Below are 19,547 nucleotides of genomic sequence, written 5' to 3'. Positions count from 1 at the left end.
GGACCTACGCTTGCGACCTATGTCCGACCACGACGAGTCCGCCACCGCGTACGGGTCGCGGCTGCTCGGACCCGTCGACGAGGATTCGACGGTGCGGCGGCTGCGGATCCAACTGCTGCTGACGGTGCCGTCGCTGATCGCGAACCTGCTCGGGATCGCGGTGGCCACGGCACTGGTCGGATTCGTGCTGCCGGGACCGCCGCTGTTCACCCGGCGGCTGATCTTCCTGAATCTCGTGGTGTCACCGCTGATCATCGGGACCATCGTGGTCATCGGTGTCGTTTGGGGGACCGCGCACGCATTACGCGCGCTGCGCTGGGCCAAACATCCCGACGGGGTGCCCGACGAGGCCGAGCAGATCGCGGCTTCGCGGCTGCCGCGGCGGCTGGTGCTGCACGAAGCGCTGCTGTGGCTGCTCGGCGCGGCCGTCCTGGTGCCGCTCTACGGCGTGGCCGAGCACGCCCTGATCCCGAAACTGCTGCTCGGCAACGTATTCAGCGCACTGTTCGTCTGCACCAACAGCTATCTGCTGATGGAGTTCGCGCTGCGGGTGATCACCGCACGGGTATTGGAGGCAGCGCCCGCGCAGCGGCGGCGCGGCATCGGCGTCTTCGGGCGGGCGCTGCTGGTGTGGCTGCTCGGCACCGGCGTGCCGCTGACCCTCTTGATGACGGTGGCCGTGTGGGCGCTGGTCCAGGATTCGGTGAGCACCGAACGGCTCGCGGTGTGCGTGCTGTCGCTGGGCGGGGCGATGCTGGTCTTCGGTCAACTGCTCACCATGCAGGTCGTCTCGGCGACCGTGGCGCCCATTCGCGGGGTGCGACAGGCCCTGCGCCGGGTCGAGGACGGTGACCTCGATGTCGCGGTCACCGTCTACGACGGCACCGAATTGGGTGAGCTGCAAAGCGGTTTCAACCACATGGTGGACGGACTGCGCGAACGGGAGCGGCTGCGCGAACTGTTCGGCCGACATGTGGGCCACGAGGTCGCGGCGGCGGCGTTGGCGGGCGATCCGACCCCCGGCGGGGTCGAGACGGAGGCGGCCGCGCTGTTCATCGATATCGTCGGCTCCACCACCATGGCCGCCACCCGTCCCGCACGCGAGATCGTCGCCATCCTCAATCGCTTCTTCGGGATCGTGGTGGACGAGGTGGAACGCTTCGGCGGCCTGCTCAACAAGTTCGAGGGCGATGCCGCCCTCGCCGTCTTCGGCACGCCCACCGCACTGTCCGACGCCCCCGGCGCGGCCCTGGCCTGCGGCCGCGCCATCCGCGATCGGCTCGACAGTTCCGCTCCCGATTTCATCGCCGCCATCGGCGTCTCCTCCGGCCCGGTGGTCGCCGGGAATGTCGGCGCGCGCAGGCGCTACGAGTTCACCGTGATCGGCGACCCGGTCAACGAGGCCGCCCGCCTGTGCGAACTGGCCAAACACGACGATCTCCTGCTGGCCTCGGCCAGCACGGTCGATGCCGCCATGCCCACCGAATCCGCCCGCTGGCAGCTCGGTGAGCTGGTCACCTTGCGCGGTCGCATCCTGCCGACCCGTCTGGCCCGACCCCGCCCCCACTCTCGGCCGACGACCGTGGAAGGTCCGGCCGCCTCGGGCTGAACCCGCCCGTGTCATCGCCGGGCTCGGACACCCGACCGGCCGTCGTCGCCGAATTCGGCTCAGCGGCCCACCCCGACCACTACGAATCGAGGGCGAGGCGCGATCCTGCCGGAGCGGAAGGAATCGAGCCCAAGCTGAATCAGCGCCTCGCCGGGCAGCCGCTCAGTGCGCGCGGTCGGCGCGCAGTCGGAAGGCGATGACCGCGGCCACCGCCATGATCACGGCGGTGCCGATGGCGGCCAAGTGCATTCCGTCGAGGAAGGACTCGTGCGCCGAGGCGAGGAAGGCAGACCGCACCGCCTCGGGCAGTTCGCGAGCGAAATGCGTGGCCGCGCCGAGGGATTCGGACGCCTGGCCCATACCGTCCGCGGGCACGTGGGTCAGGTCGATCCCGTTGCGGAAGACCGCCATCACCGCACTGCCCAGCACCGCGACACCCAATGCGACACCGGTCTCGTAGGCGGTCTCGGAGATGGCCGCCGCCGCGCCCGCGCGCGCCACCGGAGCGGAACTGACCACCAGGTCCGCGGATACGGTGAGCGCGATTCCGGTGCCCGCGCCGATCAGCAGGAAGCCGATGATGAACGCCGTGGTGCTCGTGGCCTCGGGGGTGAGCCACAGGAAGGCGACCGCGCCCAGCGCCGCGACAGCCAGCGACACGGCGAGCACGAGGCCGGGCCGCCAGAAGCGCACCAACCAGGCCGCGGCCAACGAGGCCAGCACACTCGCCGCCAGGCCGGGCAGCAGGAGCACGCCCGCCTGCATCGGCGAGCGGCCCAGCACCAGTTGCAGGTACTGCGAACCGAAGAACAGCACGCCCGCCAGCGCGAAGACCGCGAGCAGGTTGGTCAGCACGGCGGTGCGGAACCGGGGCAGCGCGAACAGCCGCAGATCGAGCATCGGCTGTTCGACGCGGCGCTGCCTGCGCACGAAGGCGATACCGGCCGCCGCACCGATGACGCCGACCACCGTCGCGACCGGCGAGAAGCCGTGCGCCGCGGTCTCCTTGATCGCGTACACCAGCGGCACCAGCGCCGACATGGACAGCAGCGCGCTCACCACGTCGAAGCGGCCCGGATTCGGGTCGCGCGACTCCGGGACCAGCAGCGGCCCGACCGCGATCAGCACCAGCATGACCGGCACGTTCACCAGGAAGACCGAACCCCACCAGAAGTGCTCGAGCAGCCAGCCGCCGAGCAGCGGTCCGGCCGCCGCGCCGCCGCCCGCCATCGCGCTCCACACCGCGATGGCGATGGTGCGCTGGCGCGGGTCGAGGAACATGGCGCGAATCAGGCCCAGGGTGGCGGGCATGAGGGTGGCGCCCGCGACGCCCTGCAGCACGCGCGCCGCGATGAGCATCTCGGGCGAGACGGACCAGGCCGCGAGCAGCGAGGCCAGGCCGAAGCCCGCGGCGCCGATCAGCAGCAGCCTGCGGCGGCCGATCCGGTCGCCCAGGTTGCCCATCATGACCAGCAGACCGGCCAGGACGAACGAGTAGACGTCGATGATCCACAGCAGCTGGGTGGTGCTCGGGGCGAGGTCGGCGCTGATCGCCGGAATGGCGAGGTCGAGCACCGTCGCGTCCACGGCGAGCAGCAGCAGCGCCAGGGCGAGCGCGGCGAGTCCGGCCCAGGCGCGGGCTGTGGCGCGCGGTGGCGCGCTGTCCGGGGTGCGGATATCGGAGGTAGTGGGGGGGATCGTGGGCAGCGTGCGCTGTACCTGCTGCGCCTGCTGTGTCTGCATCGGGGTTCTCAACTTTCCAGCGGCGAGCCTCTCTCGCCGTCCTTCATTAACCGTCCAGACGGTATAGTACTCGACTGGACCGTCCGGCCGGTACAGTCAACGGCGTGACGGCAACCACCCGCGACCGAATCCTCGACGCACTGGAGACCCTGCTACTGGAAAAGGGCGTCTCCCACGTGACACTCGACAATGTCGCCGCGGCCGCGGGCGTATCCAAAGGCGGCCTGCTCTATCACTTCCGCAGTAAGGACGCCCTGCTCGCCGGGCTGGTCCGCCGACTCGGCGAACGCGCCGACCGTCAGCTCACCAACGCCGTGGCAGGCGGCGTCTCGCTGGCCGAATGGATCCTGCAGACCCCCAACCCGAACGACGACGCCGACGCGCTCGAACTCAACCTCTACCGCTCGATGCTGGCCAGTATGCGCACCGTCGACGCGGGCGCGCGCCCCGAATCCGACGAGGTGCAGCGGGCGCTCACCGATGTCATGCGCGGCTGGTCGGAGCAGTTGGACTGCGAGATCGGCGACCCGGTGCGCGCCGACATCATCTCCCTGGTCGGCGACGGCATCTACTTGCGCGCCCTGCTGGGCATGCCGCCGATCGATCCGCGCCGCTACCGCGAGGTGGTGCGCAGCCTGCTCGACCGCTGAGCCCTGCTGGACGAGCACGGCGCGAACAGTAGACTCTGCCCCGTGCCACCTGCCTACCCGGCCGGTGCCGTCGGGGCGGGAGCAGATCTGAATCCGGGGTCTCCTGGCCGGACGGCGCCGATCCGCCCCATGAGTTTTCGCGAACTGCTCGATACGCCGTTCGCGCTGATCCAGGCGAATATCGCGGCCCTGGCCGGTGTGGGGTTCGCCGCGCTGGCACTGGTCGAGGTCGGGGTGCTCGGGCTCATCGCCGCCGGATCCGCCATGACCGACGATTCCGATGGAAGCGTCGCCGTGGCGACGATCCTGGCCACGCTGGTCGGGGTCTGGGTGCTGCGGTTCGTACTGCGCGGCTTCACCACCGCCCTCGGGGTCGGCACCGTCACCGGGGCGCCGCTGCGCTGGTCCGCGGCGCTCGGCCGAATCGGCGCGAATTTCGGTCCGCTGCTGGCGTTCTCGCTGCTCTACACGGTGACGGGAGTGCTGTTGACGGTGTCGGGCTGCGCATTCGGCATCACCCTGCCCTTCGCCCTTTGGTGGCTGAGCTATCTGCGGGCGGGCCGCTTCGTGGCGCTGCCCGTGCAATTCATCGAGGGCGGCGGCCACGCCGTCGCGGTGAGTCGGTCCAAACTGCTCACCTCGGGCATGGTGGGTCCCACCGCCGGGCTGTGGTTGGTGCAGCGGCTGCTCATGGGGTTGACCGCCGTTCCGCTGCTCGGAATTCCGCTCTACCTCTCGGATTTCACCGGAACCCATCGCTGGGCGGTGCTCACGCTGATCACCTCGGCGATCCTGCTGATCACGGCATTCGGCGAGGTGAGCGAATCGGCGACGCGGGTGGTCTGCTACATCGACAAACGCTGCCGCCGCGAGGGCTTGGATATCCGCGTCCCGAGGACGATGCAGTGACCGAATCACAACAGACCGATCCCCGAAAGATCGGTGCCGCACCACCCCCGCCCCGCCTCGGATCGGCCGAACAGCATCGGCAGGCAGCCGAATCCGCCGCGCACCACCGGGATTTCGACCGCGCGGTGCGCGAGCGCTTCCGGGCGGTGCTGCGCGGGATGGAGCAGCGGGACATGCTCGAGGTGCGCCGCTCGCGCACCGCGCGCGAGACTCCCGACGAGGCCTCGACTGTCCTGTCACCGGAACTGGCCGACGAATTGCGGCCCGCCGCCGCGAGTTTCGACGAGGTGGTCTACGGCGGTCGCCGCGCCACCGAGGACGAATACCGCAGAATCGAACTCGCCGACCGCTATTCGGCCGCCGCCCCGCCGCCCGCGCCCGAACCGGTGGAAGACGAACTGGCCGAACAGTCGCCGCGGCACCGCCGTCGCCGGGGCAGGCTCACCCCGCCCCCGATCCCGCAGTGGCTGCGCGATCCGAAGCTCTGGATCGGTGTCCTGGTCGCGCTCGTCCTCGCCCTGCTCATTTGGGGGCTGCTCCACCTCGGTCAGGCGCCGTCCGCGCCGACACCGCCGACGCTGCCCAAGCCGCCGACCGAGATGCCGCCACTGCCAAAGGATTTCGGCGACGGCTCGGATTCGATCTTCAGCAGGCTGCCCGCCGCCCTCGCCTTCGGCGCGCTGCAACTGCTCATCGCCGCGGGCGTGCTGGCCTGGTGGCGCGGACGCAGGCGCGGCGCGCTGGTCGGCGAACCGCGTCCGGTCGAGGTCGCCGCGGGCGAACTGCTGGCCGGACAGGCCGGACTGTACCGGCGGTCCAGGGATTACGAGCACATCGCCGGGAAGCTGCGCGCGGCCACCCTGCGCCGCCTGCGCCCCGTCCTCGGCATGGCCGCCGACGCCCCACCCGATCGATTGGTCGCCACCATCGCGGCCCGCGCGGGCGCGCATCCCGATCTGGTCGGCACGGCGCTGTACGGACCGGTGCCCGACCCGTCGGCGCTGCGACTCGTCGCCGCGCAGCTCGACTGGATCGAATCGGAAATCTGATGACCGCGACGCCAACACCACAGGAGGTCGGATGACCGACGCCAGCGACACCCCTACCGCCGAGCAGGCGGGCCAGGCACTGGCCGCGCTGCGCGGCGAGATCGGCAAGGCGGTGGTCGGCAATGACAGTGCGGTCATGTATTTGGTGCTCGCGCTGCTGTGCCGGGGCCACGTCCTGCTGGAAGGCGTCCCCGGCGTGGCGAAGACGCTGCTGGTGCGCGCACTGGCCACCGCACTGGACCTGGAGCACGCCCGCCTGCAATTCACCCCCGACCTGATGCCGGGCGATGTCACCGGATCGCAGATCTACGATCCGCATTCGGCCGAATTCACCTTCCGGCAGGGTCCGGTGTTCACCAACCTGCTGCTGGCCGACGAAATCAACCGCACCCCACCGAAAACCCAGTCCGCGCTGCTGGAATCGATGGAGGAGCGCCAGGTTTCGGTGGACGGCAAACCGCAGCCGCTGCCGGATCCTTTCGTCGTGGTCGCCACCCAGAACCCGATCGAGCAGGAGGGCACCTATCCGCTGCCCGAGGCACAATTGGACCGGTTCCTGTTCAAGGTCGACGTCCAATTGCCCGGCCGGGACGACGAATTCCGCATCCTGCAGCGGCACGCCAATGGTTTCGATCCGCGCGATCTGACGGCGGCGGGCCTACGCCCGGTGGCCGGTCCGGCACATCTCGCGGCGGCGCGGGCCGCCGTCGCGGGTGTCGCGCTCAGTCCGGAGGTGCTCGCCTACACCGTTGATCTGTGTCGGGCCACCCGCACCTCGCCCGCCGTGCGGCACGGCGCGTCCCCGCGCGGCGCGACGGCGCTGATGGCGGCGGCCCGCGCCTACGCCTGGCTCACCGGTCGCGGCTTCGTCACCCCCGACGATGTGAAGATCGTCGCGGTGACGGTGCTGCGGCACCGATTGCAATTGCGTCCCGAGGCCGAATTGGACGGTGTGACGGCCGAGGGCGTCCTCGGCTCGCTGCTGCTGTCGGTCCCGGTTCCGGTGTAGCGGTGGTCGTCACCGGGCGGTTCGCCGCCGCGGCCGGCGTGGCGGCCGTATTCGTCGCACTTGTCCTGCCGTCCTGGCTCGGTGTGCTGATCGCGACCGGTGTGCTGGTCGCGGCGGCGGCGCTGGATCTGGCGCTGCTCGGTTCGGCGAGGCAACTGGAGCTGTCCCGGCCGCCGGTCACGGTGGTGCGGCTGGGTCGCACGGCCGAGGTCGAACTCACCGTCGCCAATTCCGGTCCGCGCACCGTGCGCGGCACCCTGTGGGACGACTGGCCCGAGAGCGGGCACCCCGAGAATCGCACGCACGCATTGCGTTTGCCCGCCCGCACGAAGGTGCGCACCAGTGTCGAACTCACCCCGTCGCAGCGCGGTGACAGGGTGGCGGGTCCGGTGACATTGCGACTGACCGGTCCGCTCGGCTTGGCCGGATGGCAGACGCGCCGCGAGGTCCCCGCCAGGGTCAGGGCGCTGCCGCCGTTCCGCGCCGAACGTCTGATGCGCGCGAAGGTGCGGCGACTGCGTCAACTGGAGGGTCTGAGCCTGGCCAATATGCGCGGACAGGGCAGCGAATTCGATTCCTTCCGCGAATATGTCGCAGGCGACGACGTGCGGGCGATCTCCTGGCGGGCCACCGCCCGCGCCAATGACGTGATGGTGCGCACCTGGCGGCCCGAACGCAATCGGCACCTGCTCATGCTGTTGGACACCGGCCGCTTCAGCGCGGGCCGGGTCGGGGAGCACACCAGACTCGACGCGAGTATCGAGGCCGCGCTGCTGCTGGGCGGACTGGCGGCGGCCGCGGGCGATTCGGTGGACCTGCTGGCCTACGACCGAAAGGTGCGCGCCGAAGTGCGCGGTCTCGGCGGAAAAGGGTTGCAGGTCAAGCTGATGCACGCGCTGGCGGGAGTCACACCCGCACTGCTGGACACCGATACCGCCGGGGCGGTGCGCGCCGCGATTCAGCGGGCCAGGGGTCGCAGCCTGGTGGTGTGGTTCACCAGTCTCGACGGTGCCGCCGTGCAGGAGAATCTGCTGCCGGTGCTGCCCACGCTGGCCCAGCGCCACCGGGTGCTCATCGTCTCGGTCACCGATCCGGAGATCGCCGCCGCGGCGCAGCGCCACGACACCCTGGACGAACTCTATGCCGCCGCGGCGGCCGAGACCATGCTCGCCGAACGCGCCCTGGTGCGGGAATCCCTGCGCCGCAGGGGCATCGAGGTGATCGCCGCGCCGCCCGACCGGATCGCGGGCGCGCTGGCCGACGAATATCTGGAGCTCAAGGGGTCGGGCTCGCTGTGAGCGCCGAGAGCGGCATATCGAGCAGTTCCGGATTGGTGAACGGCGGGGTCAGCGCGCGGCGCTGCCGTTCGGCCACGATCGCGCCGAGTATCTGTACCGGCGGATAGCCGTTGAGCGGGGTCACCCGCAGCGCGCCGCACACCGCGACGACAAGGTCGTAGCCCAGGCGCATCTGGGCTTCGGGGGTGAGGGTCGGGCATCTGGTCAGGTATTGCCGGGTGGTCAGGGCGAGATCCTCGGTCAATCCGGACAGATCCAGTTGCGTCACCCAGCCGACCAGCCACTGCGGCGGCACCGCCAGAGCCGGCCTGGGCAACACCTTGGTGGCGTGCACCACGACCGTGCCCGCCAGCACATCGCCGACCCGGCGGGCCTGCGGCGAGCACAGCGAGGTGAGCACCGCGACCGCGCCGAACACGCCGACCATCCAGAAATCCACGATGGCTCCGGTCAGGCCCCTGGTGAGCGCGTGCCGGAAATCGATCGGGCCGCCATCGGAGCGGACCACCCGCAGACCGAGCATCATCTTGCCCAAAGTGCGCCCCCTGGTGAGGGTTTCGCACGCGGCCGGATAGCCGACGAGGACGCCGACCATGACGGTCAGCCCGGCGACCCGCAGCCACGCCCCGTCGAAGTCGGCGCTCGCCAACACCGCGAAGAGGAGCACGAACGCGATCGCGCCGAGCACGAGCTGAACCACCGCGTCGACGAGGAACGCGGCGGCCCTGGTCGGGAGGCGAGCGATGGGCAGTTCCAGCGCCACCGCTTCGCCGGTTGTGAACGCAGCCATGTCGATAGCATTCTTGCGACAACGGGAGTGGGAGGCAACTGAATGGACGTCGACGCATACAGCTACGCGCACCGGCGCTCCTGGGATCGGCTCACGGCGCTGACGCGGCAGCGCAGGCTCACCGGCCCGGAAGCGGACGAACTGGTGCTGCTGTATCGACGTACCTCCCAGCAGCTGGCACGTCTACAGGCGCACAGTCCGGACCCGGAACTCATCGCCGGATTGAGCGCGGTGCTCACGAAGGCGCGCGCACGGGTGGTCGGCAGCCGGGTGAATACCTGGCAGGAGATCGCCCGCTTCTTCGCGTACGGCTTCCCGGTCGCGGTGTACCGGGCGCGGGGTTGGTGGCTGTCGGTGGCCGCGCTGTTCGTACTCGTCTCCGGCGTTCTGGCCTATCTGGTGGCCGAACATCCGGGTGCGCGCCGCGCGCTGGGTGTGCCCGAGGATGCCCGCGTGCTCACCGCGCCCGGCGGTCGCTTCGAGACCTACTACACCGAACATCCGCACGACGCCTTCGCCGCGCAGGTGTGGACGAACAACGCCTGGGTGGCCGCGCTGGCGCTATTCCTGGGTGTACTGATCTTCCCCGCGCTGTATCTGCTGTGGGGCAATGCGCTGAATGTGGGGGTGAGCGCCGGACTGATGGCGGACGCGGGCCGCCTCGACGCCTTCTTCGGATTCATTCTGCCGCACGGGATGCTGGAGATGACCGCGGTCTTCATCGCGGGCGGGGCCGGTCTGCGCGTCGGGTGGACGCTGATCGATCCGGGTCGATCCGGCAGGCTCGCGGCGCTCGCGCGTCAGGGGCGGGCGGCGGCCACCATCGCCCTGGGTTTGGTTGGCGTACTGCTCATCTCGGGTCTGCTGGAGGGGTTCGTGACGCCGAGTCCGCTGCCCGCTGTCGTCCGGGTGCTCATCGGATTCGTGGTGTGGGCGCTGTTCATCGGGTATGTGTTCGTCCTCGGTCGGCGCGGGACCGACAATGGTGCGCACACCGCGGGCCGTTGATTCAGACAACGGGCAGCAACTCGCGCATGCGGCGCAATCTCCCACTCCCCCAATTGAGTTCCGCTGACCGCAGCGAGTCGAGCTCAGCTGCGGTCAGCGTTGCCGTTAACTGTACACAATCGATATTCCCGCGCAATACGCCTCGCCGAGGTCGGAGCCGGTTTCCGACCGTCGCAAATCGGGGTGGCGCACCGGTTTTCGGGTTGCCGGCTAACTTGCAGCGGCGGTGCGCGCACCCCCTGAATTCCGATGCGAATCGCGATCGCGCCCCCGGCGCGGGCGCGGCGGACCGGACACGCCCCTGTCCGGTCCGACATTCTCGACGGAAATAGCTGTACCCCTTTCATAGGGCGCCCTATGTTTTCCGCGAGTGTGCGTCTACCTGGACTTTCCCTATCGTTAATCCGGGTTTGCCAGAAGTTGGATGCGATAAAAGAGACTGAAAGTTTGTTTATACTGGAATAAACACGATCAACAACCAGCCGTCTTGCCGGCAGTCCAACTTTCATCCGGTCAAGATCACAAATTTCCGATCGCCAAAAGGTTGTCGGCAGCCCTCTCGGCGGGTACCGCAACCGGTCGAACCGGCCGAAAAATCACTTCATGTGATGTTCGTCTCACCTTCGGGGGTGAGGCCGAATTCGCCGCTACGCCAAGGCTTCTCCACCATGTGCCGAGCACGCCACCACACCTCACGCCGCTCCAACCCGACCCGCTCGTGACTCGCCGCAGCGGTCGCGGCGCGAACCACGCGAGCAGGCGCGTGGACACCGGCACCACTATGCCCCGCACCAGCGTCGCATCGGATGAGAACCGCCACTCCGAACGCGAACGGGGCGTTGGCTCGCTGAAACCACCGGGCCGAAGGCCGTTGGGTACAGCAGACCCACTGAGACAACGGGTCGGCCCGGCAATGAGTTCAGTAGAGTCGGACGCATCTCGATCGAAAGGGCAGTGTCATGTCCATCCGCACCCGCGTGCTCTCGGTCATCGCCGGACAACTCGGCAATCCGCACGGCCTGCTCGGCAAGGGCGTCGCCCCGGCACTCAATCGGGGCAATGCCAAGGCCATGGCCGCGTGCGTCGAAGCCACCGGCGTCGGTTCGGGCGATACCGCCGCCGATCTCGGATTCGGTGGCGGCGCGGGACTTTCGCTACTTTTGGACCGGGTTGGCCCGGCGGGCGCGGTACACGGTGTGGAGTTGTCATCGGATATGTTGGCCCGCGCCACCACCCGATTCGCCCCCGCGCTCACGGCGGGTCGGCTGCACCTGGCCTCCGGCTCGCTCACCGCGCTACCGCTCGACACCGATCTGCTCGATGCCGCCATCACCGTCAATACGATCTACTTCGTCCCGGATCTCCCCGCCGCCTGCGCCGAACTCGCCCGCGTGGTCCGCCCCGGCGGCCGTGTCGTCCTCGGCATCGGCGATCCAGCGGCCATGGCGAAACTGCCCTTCACCCAATACGGATTCGCCCTGCGTCCGGTCGCGGAAGTCATTGCGGCGCTGGAGGAGGCGGGCTGCACGGTCACCCACCGCGAGATCCCGAACCGCCCCTTCGCCCACCACGTACTCACCGCTACGCCCCGTTAGGCGCCTCCGCGTCCGCTGTGTGGGTTGAAGAAACGGCAACGCCGACAGTGCTTACTCGGCGCACCGCGTTCGCACAGTCATTGCGGAACTGAAGACGGCCCCACCGACAGCACTCACTCGACGCTTCCGCCGCGCAACCATGCGCAGAGCAAGACGATTCCGCTCGCAACGCCCACTGGGCGCACGTTCGAATTCATGCAGGCGCAAGGTTCAAGACGACTGCACCCTGTCCGGATTCCAACGGCGCGAAAGGTTTTCCGACGGCGGCGTCCGCAATAGTTCCAGGCGCGGGCGCGGACCGTCGGTGCGACCGGTCGGCGGTTTGCGACTGCCCGCCGCGAAAGGCGCGGGCCAGCGGGCTCCCGGACCCGAATAGCCCTGTTCGGCGGCGGCGTGCAAGGTCCAGTGCGGGTCGTAGAGGTGGGCGCGGCCGATCGCGATCAGGTCGGCGCGGCCCGCCAGGAGGATCGAATTCGCGTCGTCGTAGGAGGAGATCGCGCCCACCGCGATGACGCCGACCGACGGGTGGTCGGCCGCGAGCGCGTGGCGGATCCGATCCGCGAACGGCGTCTGATAGCTGCGGCCGAAGGCGGGTCGCTCGTGGCGCACCACCTGCCCGGAGGACACATTGATCAGGTCGACGCCGTGCGCCGCGAACGCGCGCGCGACGTGCACCGCGTCCGCGACGGTATTGCCGCCCTCGGCCCAGTCGGCAGCCGAGATGCGCACGGACAGTGGACGATCCGCGGGCCACACCGCGCGGATCGCGTCGAGCACACTCAGTGGGAAGCGCAGCCGGTTCTGCAGTGACCCGCCGTAGGCATCTGTGCGGGTATTGGCCAGCGGCGAGAGGAATGCCGACAGCAGATACCCGTGCCCGGCATGCAATTCGAGCAGGTCGAAGCCCGCTCGCGCCCCGGCGGCAGCGGCCGCCGCGAATTGGGTGCCGATCACCTCCAATTCGTCCTCGGTGGCCGCGTGGGGCAGGTGGCAGCCAGGGCCGTAGGGCAGCGCCGAGGCCGAGACCAGCTCCCAGTTCCCGGATTCCAGCGGCTCGTCGATCCCCTCCCACATGAGTCTCGTCGACCCCTTGCGGCCCGAATGCCCAAGCTGCACACCGATTTTCGCGTCGGAGCCGGTGTGCACGAAATCCACCACCCGCCGCCAGGCGGCCTCCTGCTCGGCGGTGTAGAGCCCGGCGCATCCGGGCGTGATCCGCCCCTCCGGCGAGACGCACACCATCTCGGTCAGCACCAGACCGGCGCCGCCCATCGCTTTTCCGCCCAGATGCACAAGGTGGAAGTCGCCGGGAACGCCGTCGACCGCCGAATACATATCCATCGCCGAAACGACTATCCGATTGGGGAATTCGACATCCTTGACCCGGTAGGGATAGAACATCGGCGGACGCACCTGGTCGTCGCCCGCGTACCAGCGGTCCACGCCCGCGACGAATTCGGGATCGCGCAGGCGCAGATTGTCGTAGGTGACCCGGCGGCTGCGGGTCAGCAGGTTGAAGGCGAACTGCGGCGGCTGCTGTCCGGTGTACTGCGCGATCGATTCGAACCATTCGAGGCTGGCCTGCGCCGCGCGCTGCATGGAGGCCACCACCGGGCGACGTTCCTGCTCGTAGGCGGCCAGCGCCGTGTCGAGCGCGGGATTCTCGTGCAGTGCAGCGGCGAGGGCGAGCGCGTCCTCCATGGCCAGTTTGGTGCCGGAGCCGATGGAGAAGTGCGCGGTGTGCGCGGCATCGCCGAGCAGCACGATATTGCCGTGCCGCCAGCGCTCGTTGCGGACGGTCAGGAAGTTGATCCAGCGGGAGTTGTTGGCCAGCAGGCGATATCCGTCGAGGATATCGGCGAAGAGCGCACCGATCAGCGCGATGGATTTGTCGTCGCTGTCGCCCGGTCCGAACTCGCGCGCGGCGAAGGCGTCGAATCCGGCGGCGCGCCAGACCTGTTCGGACATCTCCACGATGAAGGTGCTGCCGTCGCGCCCGTAGGGGTAGGCGTGCACCTGCATGACCCCGTAGGGCGTGTCGCGGATGAAGAATTCGAAGGCTTCGAAGACGCGGTCGGTGCCCAACCACATGAATCGGTTCGGTCTGCGGTCCAACTCCGGTCCGAAGACGTCCGCATACCTGGTCCGGATGGCGGAGTTGATACCGTCGGCGGCCACGACCAGGTCGTATTCGGCGGCCAACCCGGCTGTTTCGGGTGCTTCGGTGTGAAAACGCAGGCGCACCCCCAACTCTCGGCAGCGTCGCTGGAGGATGCCGAGCAGTTCCCGGCGACTCAGCGCGGCGAATCCCTGTCCGCCCGAGGTGGTCACGGTGTCGCGGTAGTGGATGTCGATATCGTCCCAGCGCGCGAACCGCTCGACCATGTGCCCGTGGACGACCGCGTCGGCGTGTTCGATACCGCCGAGGGTCTCGTCGCTGAAGACCACGCCGAAGCCGAAGGTGTCATCGGGGGCGTTGCGCTCCCACACGGTGATCTCGTGGGTCGGATCGAGTTGCATTGCCAGCGCCGCGAGGTACAGCCCGCCGGGTCCGCCGCCGACTATTGCGATGCGCATGCTGCCGCCTCCTGAATATGGCGTACGTATGACGAAGACAAATGTAGCGCGATATCAAGGCCGCAGCCGGAACCGCTGAATCTTGCCCGTCTGGGTGCGCGGCAGCTCGTCGACGAAGACCACGCTGCGCGGATACTTGTACGGCGCGGCCGTCCGCTTGACGAAATCCTGGATCTCCCCCACCTTCGCGGCATCGCCGAGGACACCCGGTCGCAGCACGATCGCGGCGTGCACGATCATCCCCCGCTCCGCGTCGGGCAGCCCGACCACCGCGCTCTCCAACACATCGGCGTGCCGATCGAGCACCGACTCCACCTCGGCGGCGGCGATGTTGTACCCGGCGGAGACGATCATGTCGTCGCTGCGTGAATGCCACCAGAAATAGCCGTCGGCATCCCTGGTGAAGACATCGCCGGTCAGATTCCACCCGGCGCGCACGAAGCTGCGCTGACGCTCGTCGGCCAGATAGCGGCAGCCGGTCGGCCCCTGCACGGCCAGCATGCCCGGCGTGCCGTCGGGCACCGGTCGGCCCTGCTCGTCCTGGATCTCGGCGCGATAGCCGGGCACCACCCGCCCCGTCGCACCGGGACGGATGTCATCGTCGGCCGCCGAGATGAACACGTGCAGCATCTCGGTGCCGCCGATACCGTCGATGATGCGGACCCCGGTCGCCGCCCGGAACTGCTCCCACACCGCCTCCGGCAGATGCTCCCCCGCTGAGACGCAGCGCCGCAGCGAGCCGAGCCGCCCCGCGAGTCCATCGCGCAGCATGGCCCGATAGGCCGTCGGCGCGGTGAAAAGCACGCTCACGTCGAACTTTTCGATGGCGGCGGCAAGTTCGGCCGGGGTGGCGCGCTCCAGCAGCAATGTCGCCGCGCCGACCCGCAGCGGGAATACGACCAGCCCGCCGAGTCCGAAGGTGAAGGCCAGCGGGGGCGTCCCGGTGAACAGGTCGGTGGGTTCCGGTTTGAGCACGTGCCGGGAGAAGGTGTCGGCATTGGCCAGCACATCGCGGTGAAAGTGCATGGTGGCCTTGGGAATTCCGGTGGTGCCCGAGGTCGGGGCGAGCAGCGCCACATCGTCGGCGGCGGTGTCGACATTGGTGAACGTCTCCGCCTTCGTCGCCGCCAGCGCGAGCAGATCGTCCGCCGCGTCCGACCCGAACGTCACCACCGGAACACCCCCTGCGGCCGCCAATTCCACGACGAAGCGGTGCTCGCACAGTGCCAGCGCGGGTTTGGTGATCTGCACCAGTTTGGCGATCTCGGCGGCGCGCAGCAGCGGCATGGTGGTGACCACCACGCCGCCCGCCTTGAGCACCGCGAACCAGCAGGCCACCAGCCACGGCGCGTTCGGGCCGCGCAGCAGCACCCGCTGGCCGGGCACCAGTCCGCAATCCTCGACCAGCACCCGTGCGATGCGGTTGGCGCGGCGCAGCAGATCCCCGTAGGTCCATTCCTCGGCGGGTCCGAGCAGGCAGCGCCGGTCCGGACCGCGCGCGGCGACCTCGTCCAGCAGTGCGGTCGCACAGTTGAGCCGTTCGGGATATTTCAGTTCGGGTAGCTCGAATCGGAAACGCGGCCACAGGGTTTCGGGCGGGAGATGATCGCGGCAGAAGGTGTCGACATGCGCGGTGGGGAAGAGCATCGGTGCGAGCCTTTCCGAGTTCTCGATCACTGAAGTATGCCTCTGCGGTGACGGCAAGTGAATAGACGATATGAATGCGGCGTGAAAGGTCGCCATCCCATCGCCGAAGACTGCGGTCAAGGCCCCTATGGTGTTTCCATGACGGTCACCATTGAAGACAATGAGCCGCAGCAGAGTGATCCACAGCCCAGGGAACTGATAGTCACGCTGTTCGGGCTCTACGCCCGCGCGCAGAGCAATTGGCTGCCCGTCGCGGGTCTGGTGCGCATGATGGCTGATCTCGGCGTCGACGGTCCGGCGGTGCGCTCCTCGGTCTCCCGACTCAAGCGGCGCGACATCCTGATCAGCGAACGCCACGAGGGCGCGGTGGGTTATGCCCTGTCATCCTCGGCGCTCGAGGTCATCGCCGAGGGCGATACCCGCATCTTCCATCGCGGCCGCGGCACCGTCGAGGACGGGTGGATCATTCTGGTGTTCTCGGTGCCGGAGTCCGAACGGGACCGGCGGCACACTCTGCGCACCACACTGACCCGGCTCGGCTTCGGCACGGTCGCGCCCGGCGTGTGGATCGCGCCGGGACGGCTGGCGCGCGAGACGCGAGAGATGCTGGAACGCAAGGGTTTATCGGCGTACGCGGAACTGTTCGACGGTCAGCACCTCGCCTTCGGCGATCTGCGCTCGAAGGTGCGCCGCTGGTGGGATCTGGAGGGATTGACCCTGCAGTACGCCGAATTCGTGCGGCGCCACCGACCCACGCTCGCCGAATTCGGCGCTCGGGCGGCGCCGCCCGAGCAGGCCTTCGCCGCGTACGTGCCGATGCTGACCGAATGGCGGCGGCTGCCCTACCTCGATCCCGGCCTGCCGCTGTCGCTTCTGCCCGCAGGCTGGCACGGGGTCACCGCGGAACAACTGTTCAACGATCTCAACGACACCCTGTCCGGCCCGGCCCGCGAACACGCCGTCCAGGTCATTCACCGGCGACGATAGCCGTGCCCTGAATCTCGATGAGCGCCTCCGGCTGCCAGAGCGCGCGCACCCCGATACCGGCCATGGCCGGATAGTCCGTGCCCGCCAGTTCGCGCCAGATCGTGCCGATCCGCTTGCCGTGCGCCTGATAGTCCGGGATATCGAGCAGGTAGATGGTGACCGAGACCAGGTCGGCGGGGCGGCCACCCGCCGCCGCCAGCGCCGCGAGCAGATTCGTCAGCGCCTGCCGGAACTGCTCGACGATGCCGCCCGGCACGATCGCGCCGTCCTTCGTCATCGCGGTCTGGCCTGCCAGATACACCGCCTCGCCCGCGCGCACCGCGTGGGAGAAACCGGAGGCTCGCGCCAGCGACGGCGGATTGATGCGGTCGATACGCATGGGCGTCCTCGCAGTCTCTCGGGCACTACCGAGTCTCGGGCACTACCGAGTCTCGGACACTGCGGACTCTCGGCCATTTTCCGAGAATCCGCCGCTCTATAGTGCTACAGTCGTGGCCGTCAACACAACAACATATTCGCGACAAGGATGATCCCATGTCGAACGCGCCACTGACCGGAGTCGTCCCGGTAGTCACCCGCCACGGCGCGGAATTCCGCGATACCGGCCAATCCGGCGGCGCGGTCCGCATTTCCGGCGTCAGCCCCCAGCACACCCCCGCCACCAAGATCTGGATGGGCAAGGTCTCCAACGAACCCGGCTTCCGCTCACTGCCGCACCACCACGGCGAGGCCGAGACCGGCGGCTATGTGCTCTCCGGCACGGCACGCATCTACTTCGGCGAGAACTACCAGGAATTCCTGGATATGAGCGAGGGCGATTTCATCTTCGTCCCGGCCTGGATCCCGCATATCGAGGTGAATATGAGCACCGAGCACGAACTGGTCTTCCTCACCGCGCGGACCCCCGACAATCTCGTGTTCAACCTGCCGGATGTGGACGACGCCATCCTCCAGGGCTACCGCCGCGCATGACGGATTTCACCAGCAAGGCGCTGCTCGACGCGCTCGCGCTCGGTCGCGTCGCACCCGATGTCTTCGAGGGGATCCACCAGGTCATTCCATCCGGTCGGGCCTACGGCGGCGAAGTGGTGGCGCAGGCCGTGGTCGCCGCCGCGAACACCGTCGCCGACGATCGCGCCATCCACTCCTTCCACGGCTATTTCCTGCGCGCGGGCGAACTCGATACCTCCAGCTCATGGCAGGTCGAACGGGTGCGCGACGGACGCGGCTTCTCCGTGCGCGCCGTAGTCGGACGACAGCGTGGGCGCGAGATCTTCCGCGGCCTCGCCTCCTTCCACGTCACCGCCCCCGGTGTCGCGCATCAGGACGAGTTCCCGGCAGACATTCCGGCGCCGGAATCCCTGCCCACCTCCGCCGAGGCATTGCGCGGCGCGACCGTGCGCGACGCCGAATACTGGTCCGGACAGCGGAATTTCGATATCCGACACACCCCGTCCGCCGTGTACACCACTGCGGACGGGGCGCGGGTGCGTCGACAAGTGGTCTGGCTCAAGGCATTCGAGGAACTGCCCGACGATCCCCGATTGCACCGGGCCGCACTGGCCTACCTGTGCGACTACACCCTGCTGGAACCGGTGCTGCGCTATCACGGTGCGGCCTGGGCCGATCCCGGTGTGGTCACCGCGAGTCTGGATCACGCCATGTGGTGGTACGCCGACGGACGGGTCGACGACTGGATCGCGCTGGTCCAGGAATCTCCCGTCGCGGGAGGCGGTTTGGCGTTGACCAAGGCGTCGATCTTCACCCGCGCCGGCGTGCTCCTGGCGAGCGTCGCCCAGGAGGGGTTGGTCCAATTGCCTACCGGCCCAGGAATTTCACCAGCTCGGCCGTGAGCGGACCATCCGGATCCGCCAAATCGTCGAGTATGTCGTAGTGGTTGCGGGCCAATTCCAATACGGCCCGCGGCTCGGCCACCTGCGCGAAATCGCGACTCTGCCGCCGCAATTCGGCGGTCTCGGCGCTGCCGTAGGCCAGCACCAGCGGTGCGATCCGCTCCGGCAGCCAGAAGATCGGACTGAGCGCGATGGTCTCGGCCGCCGTGAGCTGTAGCTCCGGGGCGAGATAGGTGTGGGGCAGCGGGCGCAGATCGAAGATCCCGCTGATCGCGATGCCCGCCTTGACCACGTCGGCGGGCAGACCGTAGCGCGACCAGTCCGTGGTCAGCACCGAGGCCACGGCGTGGCCGCCCGCCGAATGCCCCGAGATGTAGATCCGATCCCGGTCCAGTCCAAGGCTTTCCGCATTCGTATACAGGTAGGCCACCAGCGCCCGATGCTGACGGACGATCTCCGTCAGCGAAACATACGGGCACAGCGCGTAATTCTCGATGACCGCGGCGCAGCCGTGCGCGACCGCGCCCTCCGCCAGGAAGCTGTAGTCCGCCTTCGTCCCCCGACACCAGTACCCGCCGTGCACGAAGATCAGCACCGGGGACGGCCCCATCGCTCGCGCCGGGAATAGATCGAACGATTCGTCCAGGGTCGGGCCGAAGCGAACCTCCCTGTGCGCCAGCCGTTCCCGCGTTTCGGCACTGCGACGGACATAGCTCGCCAGATACCCGTCGAAATCATCGACCGTCCGATACAGCGCGTACTGCGCGTCCAATTCGGCGACCGTGCGGAAATCGCGATAGAGCGGATAGGTCATGTGCGTCCT

17 protein-coding genes are annotated in these 19,547 nt (G+C 68.6%); 11 read left to right on the top strand and 6 right to left on the bottom strand.

All coding sequences use genetic code 11. The features are described from left to right. Positions 1-19: 19 nt before the first annotated feature. The gene (locus D5S18_RS12705) at positions 20-1,609 is read left to right on the top strand and encodes an adenylate/guanylate cyclase domain-containing protein (RefSeq protein ID WP_120040168.1); all 1,590 of its coding nucleotides are present in this window, start codon (positions 20-22) and stop codon (positions 1,607-1,609) included. 162 nt (positions 1,610-1,771) lie between these two features. Here the strand turns inward: D5S18_RS12705 and D5S18_RS12700 are convergent, their stop codons facing one another. Beyond that, complete coding sequence (locus D5S18_RS12700) at positions 1,772-3,352, bottom strand: MFS transporter (protein WP_120040166.1); 1,581 nt, start codon at positions 3,350-3,352, stop codon at positions 1,772-1,774. Between the two features lie 104 nt (positions 3,353-3,456). Here D5S18_RS12700 and D5S18_RS12695 point away from each other — a divergent pair, with 104 nt between their 5' ends. From D5S18_RS12695 to D5S18_RS12675, 5 genes are all read left to right on the top strand, one after another. Beyond that, positions 3,457-4,002, top strand: coding sequence for a TetR/AcrR family transcriptional regulator (locus D5S18_RS12695; protein ID WP_120040164.1), 546 nt, complete (start codon positions 3,457-3,459; stop codon positions 4,000-4,002). Positions 4,003-4,131: 129 nt separating this feature from the next. Next, complete coding sequence (locus D5S18_RS12690) at positions 4,132-4,911, top strand: hypothetical protein (protein ID WP_120040162.1); 780 nt, start codon at positions 4,132-4,134, stop codon at positions 4,909-4,911. Then, a complete protein-coding gene (locus D5S18_RS12685; protein WP_120040160.1) occupies positions 4,908-5,960 on the top strand; it encodes a DUF4129 domain-containing protein in 1,053 nt (350 codons plus the stop codon). Before D5S18_RS12690 ends, D5S18_RS12685 begins: the two co-directional genes overlap by 4 nt. A gap of 31 nt (positions 5,961-5,991) precedes the next feature. Further along, positions 5,992-6,969: an AAA family ATPase gene (locus tag D5S18_RS12680; RefSeq protein WP_120040158.1), complete on the top strand. Its 978-nt coding sequence runs from the start codon at positions 5,992-5,994 to the stop codon at positions 6,967-6,969. Between the two features lie 2 nt (positions 6,970-6,971). Further along, positions 6,972-8,267 (top strand): DUF58 domain-containing protein, encoded by a 1,296-nt coding sequence (locus D5S18_RS12675; RefSeq protein ID WP_120040156.1) that lies wholly within the window; start codon positions 6,972-6,974, stop codon positions 8,265-8,267. Here D5S18_RS12675 and D5S18_RS12670 read toward each other — a convergent pair. Beyond that, on the bottom strand, positions 8,245-9,057 hold the full coding sequence (locus tag D5S18_RS12670) for an RDD family protein (protein ID WP_120040154.1): 813 nt from the start codon (positions 9,055-9,057) through the stop codon (positions 8,245-8,247). The genes D5S18_RS12675 and D5S18_RS12670 overlap by 23 nt on opposite strands. Before the next feature lie 42 nt (positions 9,058-9,099). Here D5S18_RS12670 and D5S18_RS12665 point away from each other — a divergent pair, with 42 nt between their 5' ends. Continuing rightward, positions 9,100-10,065 carry a stage II sporulation protein M gene (locus D5S18_RS12665; protein WP_120040152.1) on the top strand — a complete coding sequence of 322 codons (966 nt, stop codon included), beginning with the start codon at positions 9,100-9,102 and terminating at the stop codon, positions 10,063-10,065. Between the two features lie 959 nt (positions 10,066-11,024). Beyond that, on the top strand, positions 11,025-11,660 hold the full coding sequence (locus tag D5S18_RS12655; RefSeq protein WP_120040148.1) for a methyltransferase domain-containing protein: 636 nt from the start codon (positions 11,025-11,027) through the stop codon (positions 11,658-11,660). A gap of 210 nt (positions 11,661-11,870) precedes the next feature. Here D5S18_RS12655 and D5S18_RS12650 read toward each other — a convergent pair whose 3' ends face one another. Both D5S18_RS12650 and D5S18_RS12645 read right to left on the bottom strand, forming a co-directional pair. Further along, complete coding sequence (locus tag D5S18_RS12650; protein WP_120040146.1) at positions 11,871-14,237, bottom strand: bifunctional salicylyl-CoA 5-hydroxylase/oxidoreductase; 2,367 nt, start codon at positions 14,235-14,237, stop codon at positions 11,871-11,873. Between the two features lie 54 nt (positions 14,238-14,291). Then, entirely contained in the window at positions 14,292-15,914 is a 1,623-nt protein-coding gene (locus D5S18_RS12645) for an AMP-binding protein (protein WP_239003703.1), read from the bottom strand. A gap of 108 nt (positions 15,915-16,022) precedes the next feature. Between D5S18_RS12645 and D5S18_RS12640 the strand changes: the two genes are divergently transcribed. Continuing rightward, on the top strand, positions 16,023-16,871 hold the full coding sequence (locus D5S18_RS12640) for a PaaX family transcriptional regulator (RefSeq protein ID WP_120040142.1): 849 nt from the start codon (positions 16,023-16,025) through the stop codon (positions 16,869-16,871). On the opposite strand, the gene D5S18_RS12635 is transcribed toward D5S18_RS12640, so the two are convergent. Then, positions 16,852-17,250: a RidA family protein gene (locus D5S18_RS12635; protein ID WP_120040139.1), complete on the bottom strand. Its 399-nt coding sequence runs from the start codon at positions 17,248-17,250 to the stop codon at positions 16,852-16,854. The two genes, D5S18_RS12640 and D5S18_RS12635, sit on opposite strands and share 20 nt — an antisense overlap. Before the next feature lie 155 nt (positions 17,251-17,405). Here D5S18_RS12635 and D5S18_RS12630 point away from each other — a divergent pair, with 155 nt between their 5' ends. Further along, complete coding sequence (locus tag D5S18_RS12630; RefSeq protein ID WP_120040137.1) at positions 17,406-17,843, top strand: cupin domain-containing protein; 438 nt, start codon at positions 17,406-17,408, stop codon at positions 17,841-17,843. Next, positions 17,840-18,724 carry an acyl-CoA thioesterase gene (locus D5S18_RS12625; protein WP_120040136.1) on the top strand — a complete coding sequence of 295 codons (885 nt, stop codon included), beginning with the start codon at positions 17,840-17,842 and terminating at the stop codon, positions 18,722-18,724. The genes D5S18_RS12630 and D5S18_RS12625 overlap by 4 nt, the downstream gene beginning before the upstream one ends. On the opposite strand, the gene D5S18_RS12620 is transcribed toward D5S18_RS12625, so the two are convergent. Continuing rightward, positions 18,690-19,538: an alpha/beta hydrolase gene (locus D5S18_RS12620; protein ID WP_120040134.1), complete on the bottom strand. Its 849-nt coding sequence runs from the start codon at positions 19,536-19,538 to the stop codon at positions 18,690-18,692. The two genes, D5S18_RS12625 and D5S18_RS12620, sit on opposite strands and share 35 nt — an antisense overlap. Positions 19,539-19,547: the final 9 nt, after the last annotated feature.

The sequence above is a fragment of the Nocardia panacis genome, assembly GCF_003598715.1.
Classification (GTDB): domain Bacteria; phylum Actinomycetota; class Actinomycetes; order Mycobacteriales; family Mycobacteriaceae; genus Nocardia; species Nocardia panacis.
Note: the sequence above shows the minus strand (reverse complement) of the source record. Positions and strands in the feature narration are given on the sequence as shown.

What these genes read in the sequence shown, in the direction of transcription:
- D5S18_RS12705 (WP_120040168.1), top strand. Translation starts at nt 20, where the DNA reads ATGTCCGACCACGACGAGTCCGCCACCGCGTACGGGTCGCGGCTGCTC.
- D5S18_RS12700 (WP_120040166.1), bottom strand. Translation starts at nt 3,352, where the DNA reads ATGCAGACACAGCAGGCGCAGCAGGTACAGCGCACGCTGCCCACGATC.
- D5S18_RS12690 (WP_120040162.1), top strand. Translation starts at nt 4,132, where the DNA reads ATGAGTTTTCGCGAACTGCTCGATACGCCGTTCGCGCTGATCCAGGCG.
- D5S18_RS12680 (WP_120040158.1), top strand. Translation starts at nt 5,992, where the DNA reads ATGACCGACGCCAGCGACACCCCTACCGCCGAGCAGGCGGGCCAGGCA.
- D5S18_RS12670 (WP_120040154.1), bottom strand. Translation starts at nt 9,057, where the DNA reads ATGGCTGCGTTCACAACCGGCGAAGCGGTGGCGCTGGAACTGCCCATC.
- D5S18_RS12665 (WP_120040152.1), top strand. Translation starts at nt 9,100, where the DNA reads ATGGACGTCGACGCATACAGCTACGCGCACCGGCGCTCCTGGGATCGG.
- D5S18_RS12655 (WP_120040148.1), top strand. Translation starts at nt 11,025, where the DNA reads ATGTCCATCCGCACCCGCGTGCTCTCGGTCATCGCCGGACAACTCGGC.
- D5S18_RS12650 (WP_120040146.1), bottom strand. Translation starts at nt 14,237, where the DNA reads ATGCGCATCGCAATAGTCGGCGGCGGACCCGGCGGGCTGTACCTCGCG.
- D5S18_RS12640 (WP_120040142.1), top strand. Translation starts at nt 16,023, where the DNA reads ATGACGGTCACCATTGAAGACAATGAGCCGCAGCAGAGTGATCCACAG.
- D5S18_RS12635 (WP_120040139.1), bottom strand. Translation starts at nt 17,250, where the DNA reads ATGCGTATCGACCGCATCAATCCGCCGTCGCTGGCGCGAGCCTCCGGT.
- D5S18_RS12630 (WP_120040137.1), top strand. Translation starts at nt 17,406, where the DNA reads ATGTCGAACGCGCCACTGACCGGAGTCGTCCCGGTAGTCACCCGCCAC.
- D5S18_RS12625 (WP_120040136.1), top strand. Translation starts at nt 17,840, where the DNA reads ATGACGGATTTCACCAGCAAGGCGCTGCTCGACGCGCTCGCGCTCGGT.
- D5S18_RS12620 (WP_120040134.1), bottom strand. Translation starts at nt 19,538, where the DNA reads ATGACCTATCCGCTCTATCGCGATTTCCGCACGGTCGCCGAATTGGAC.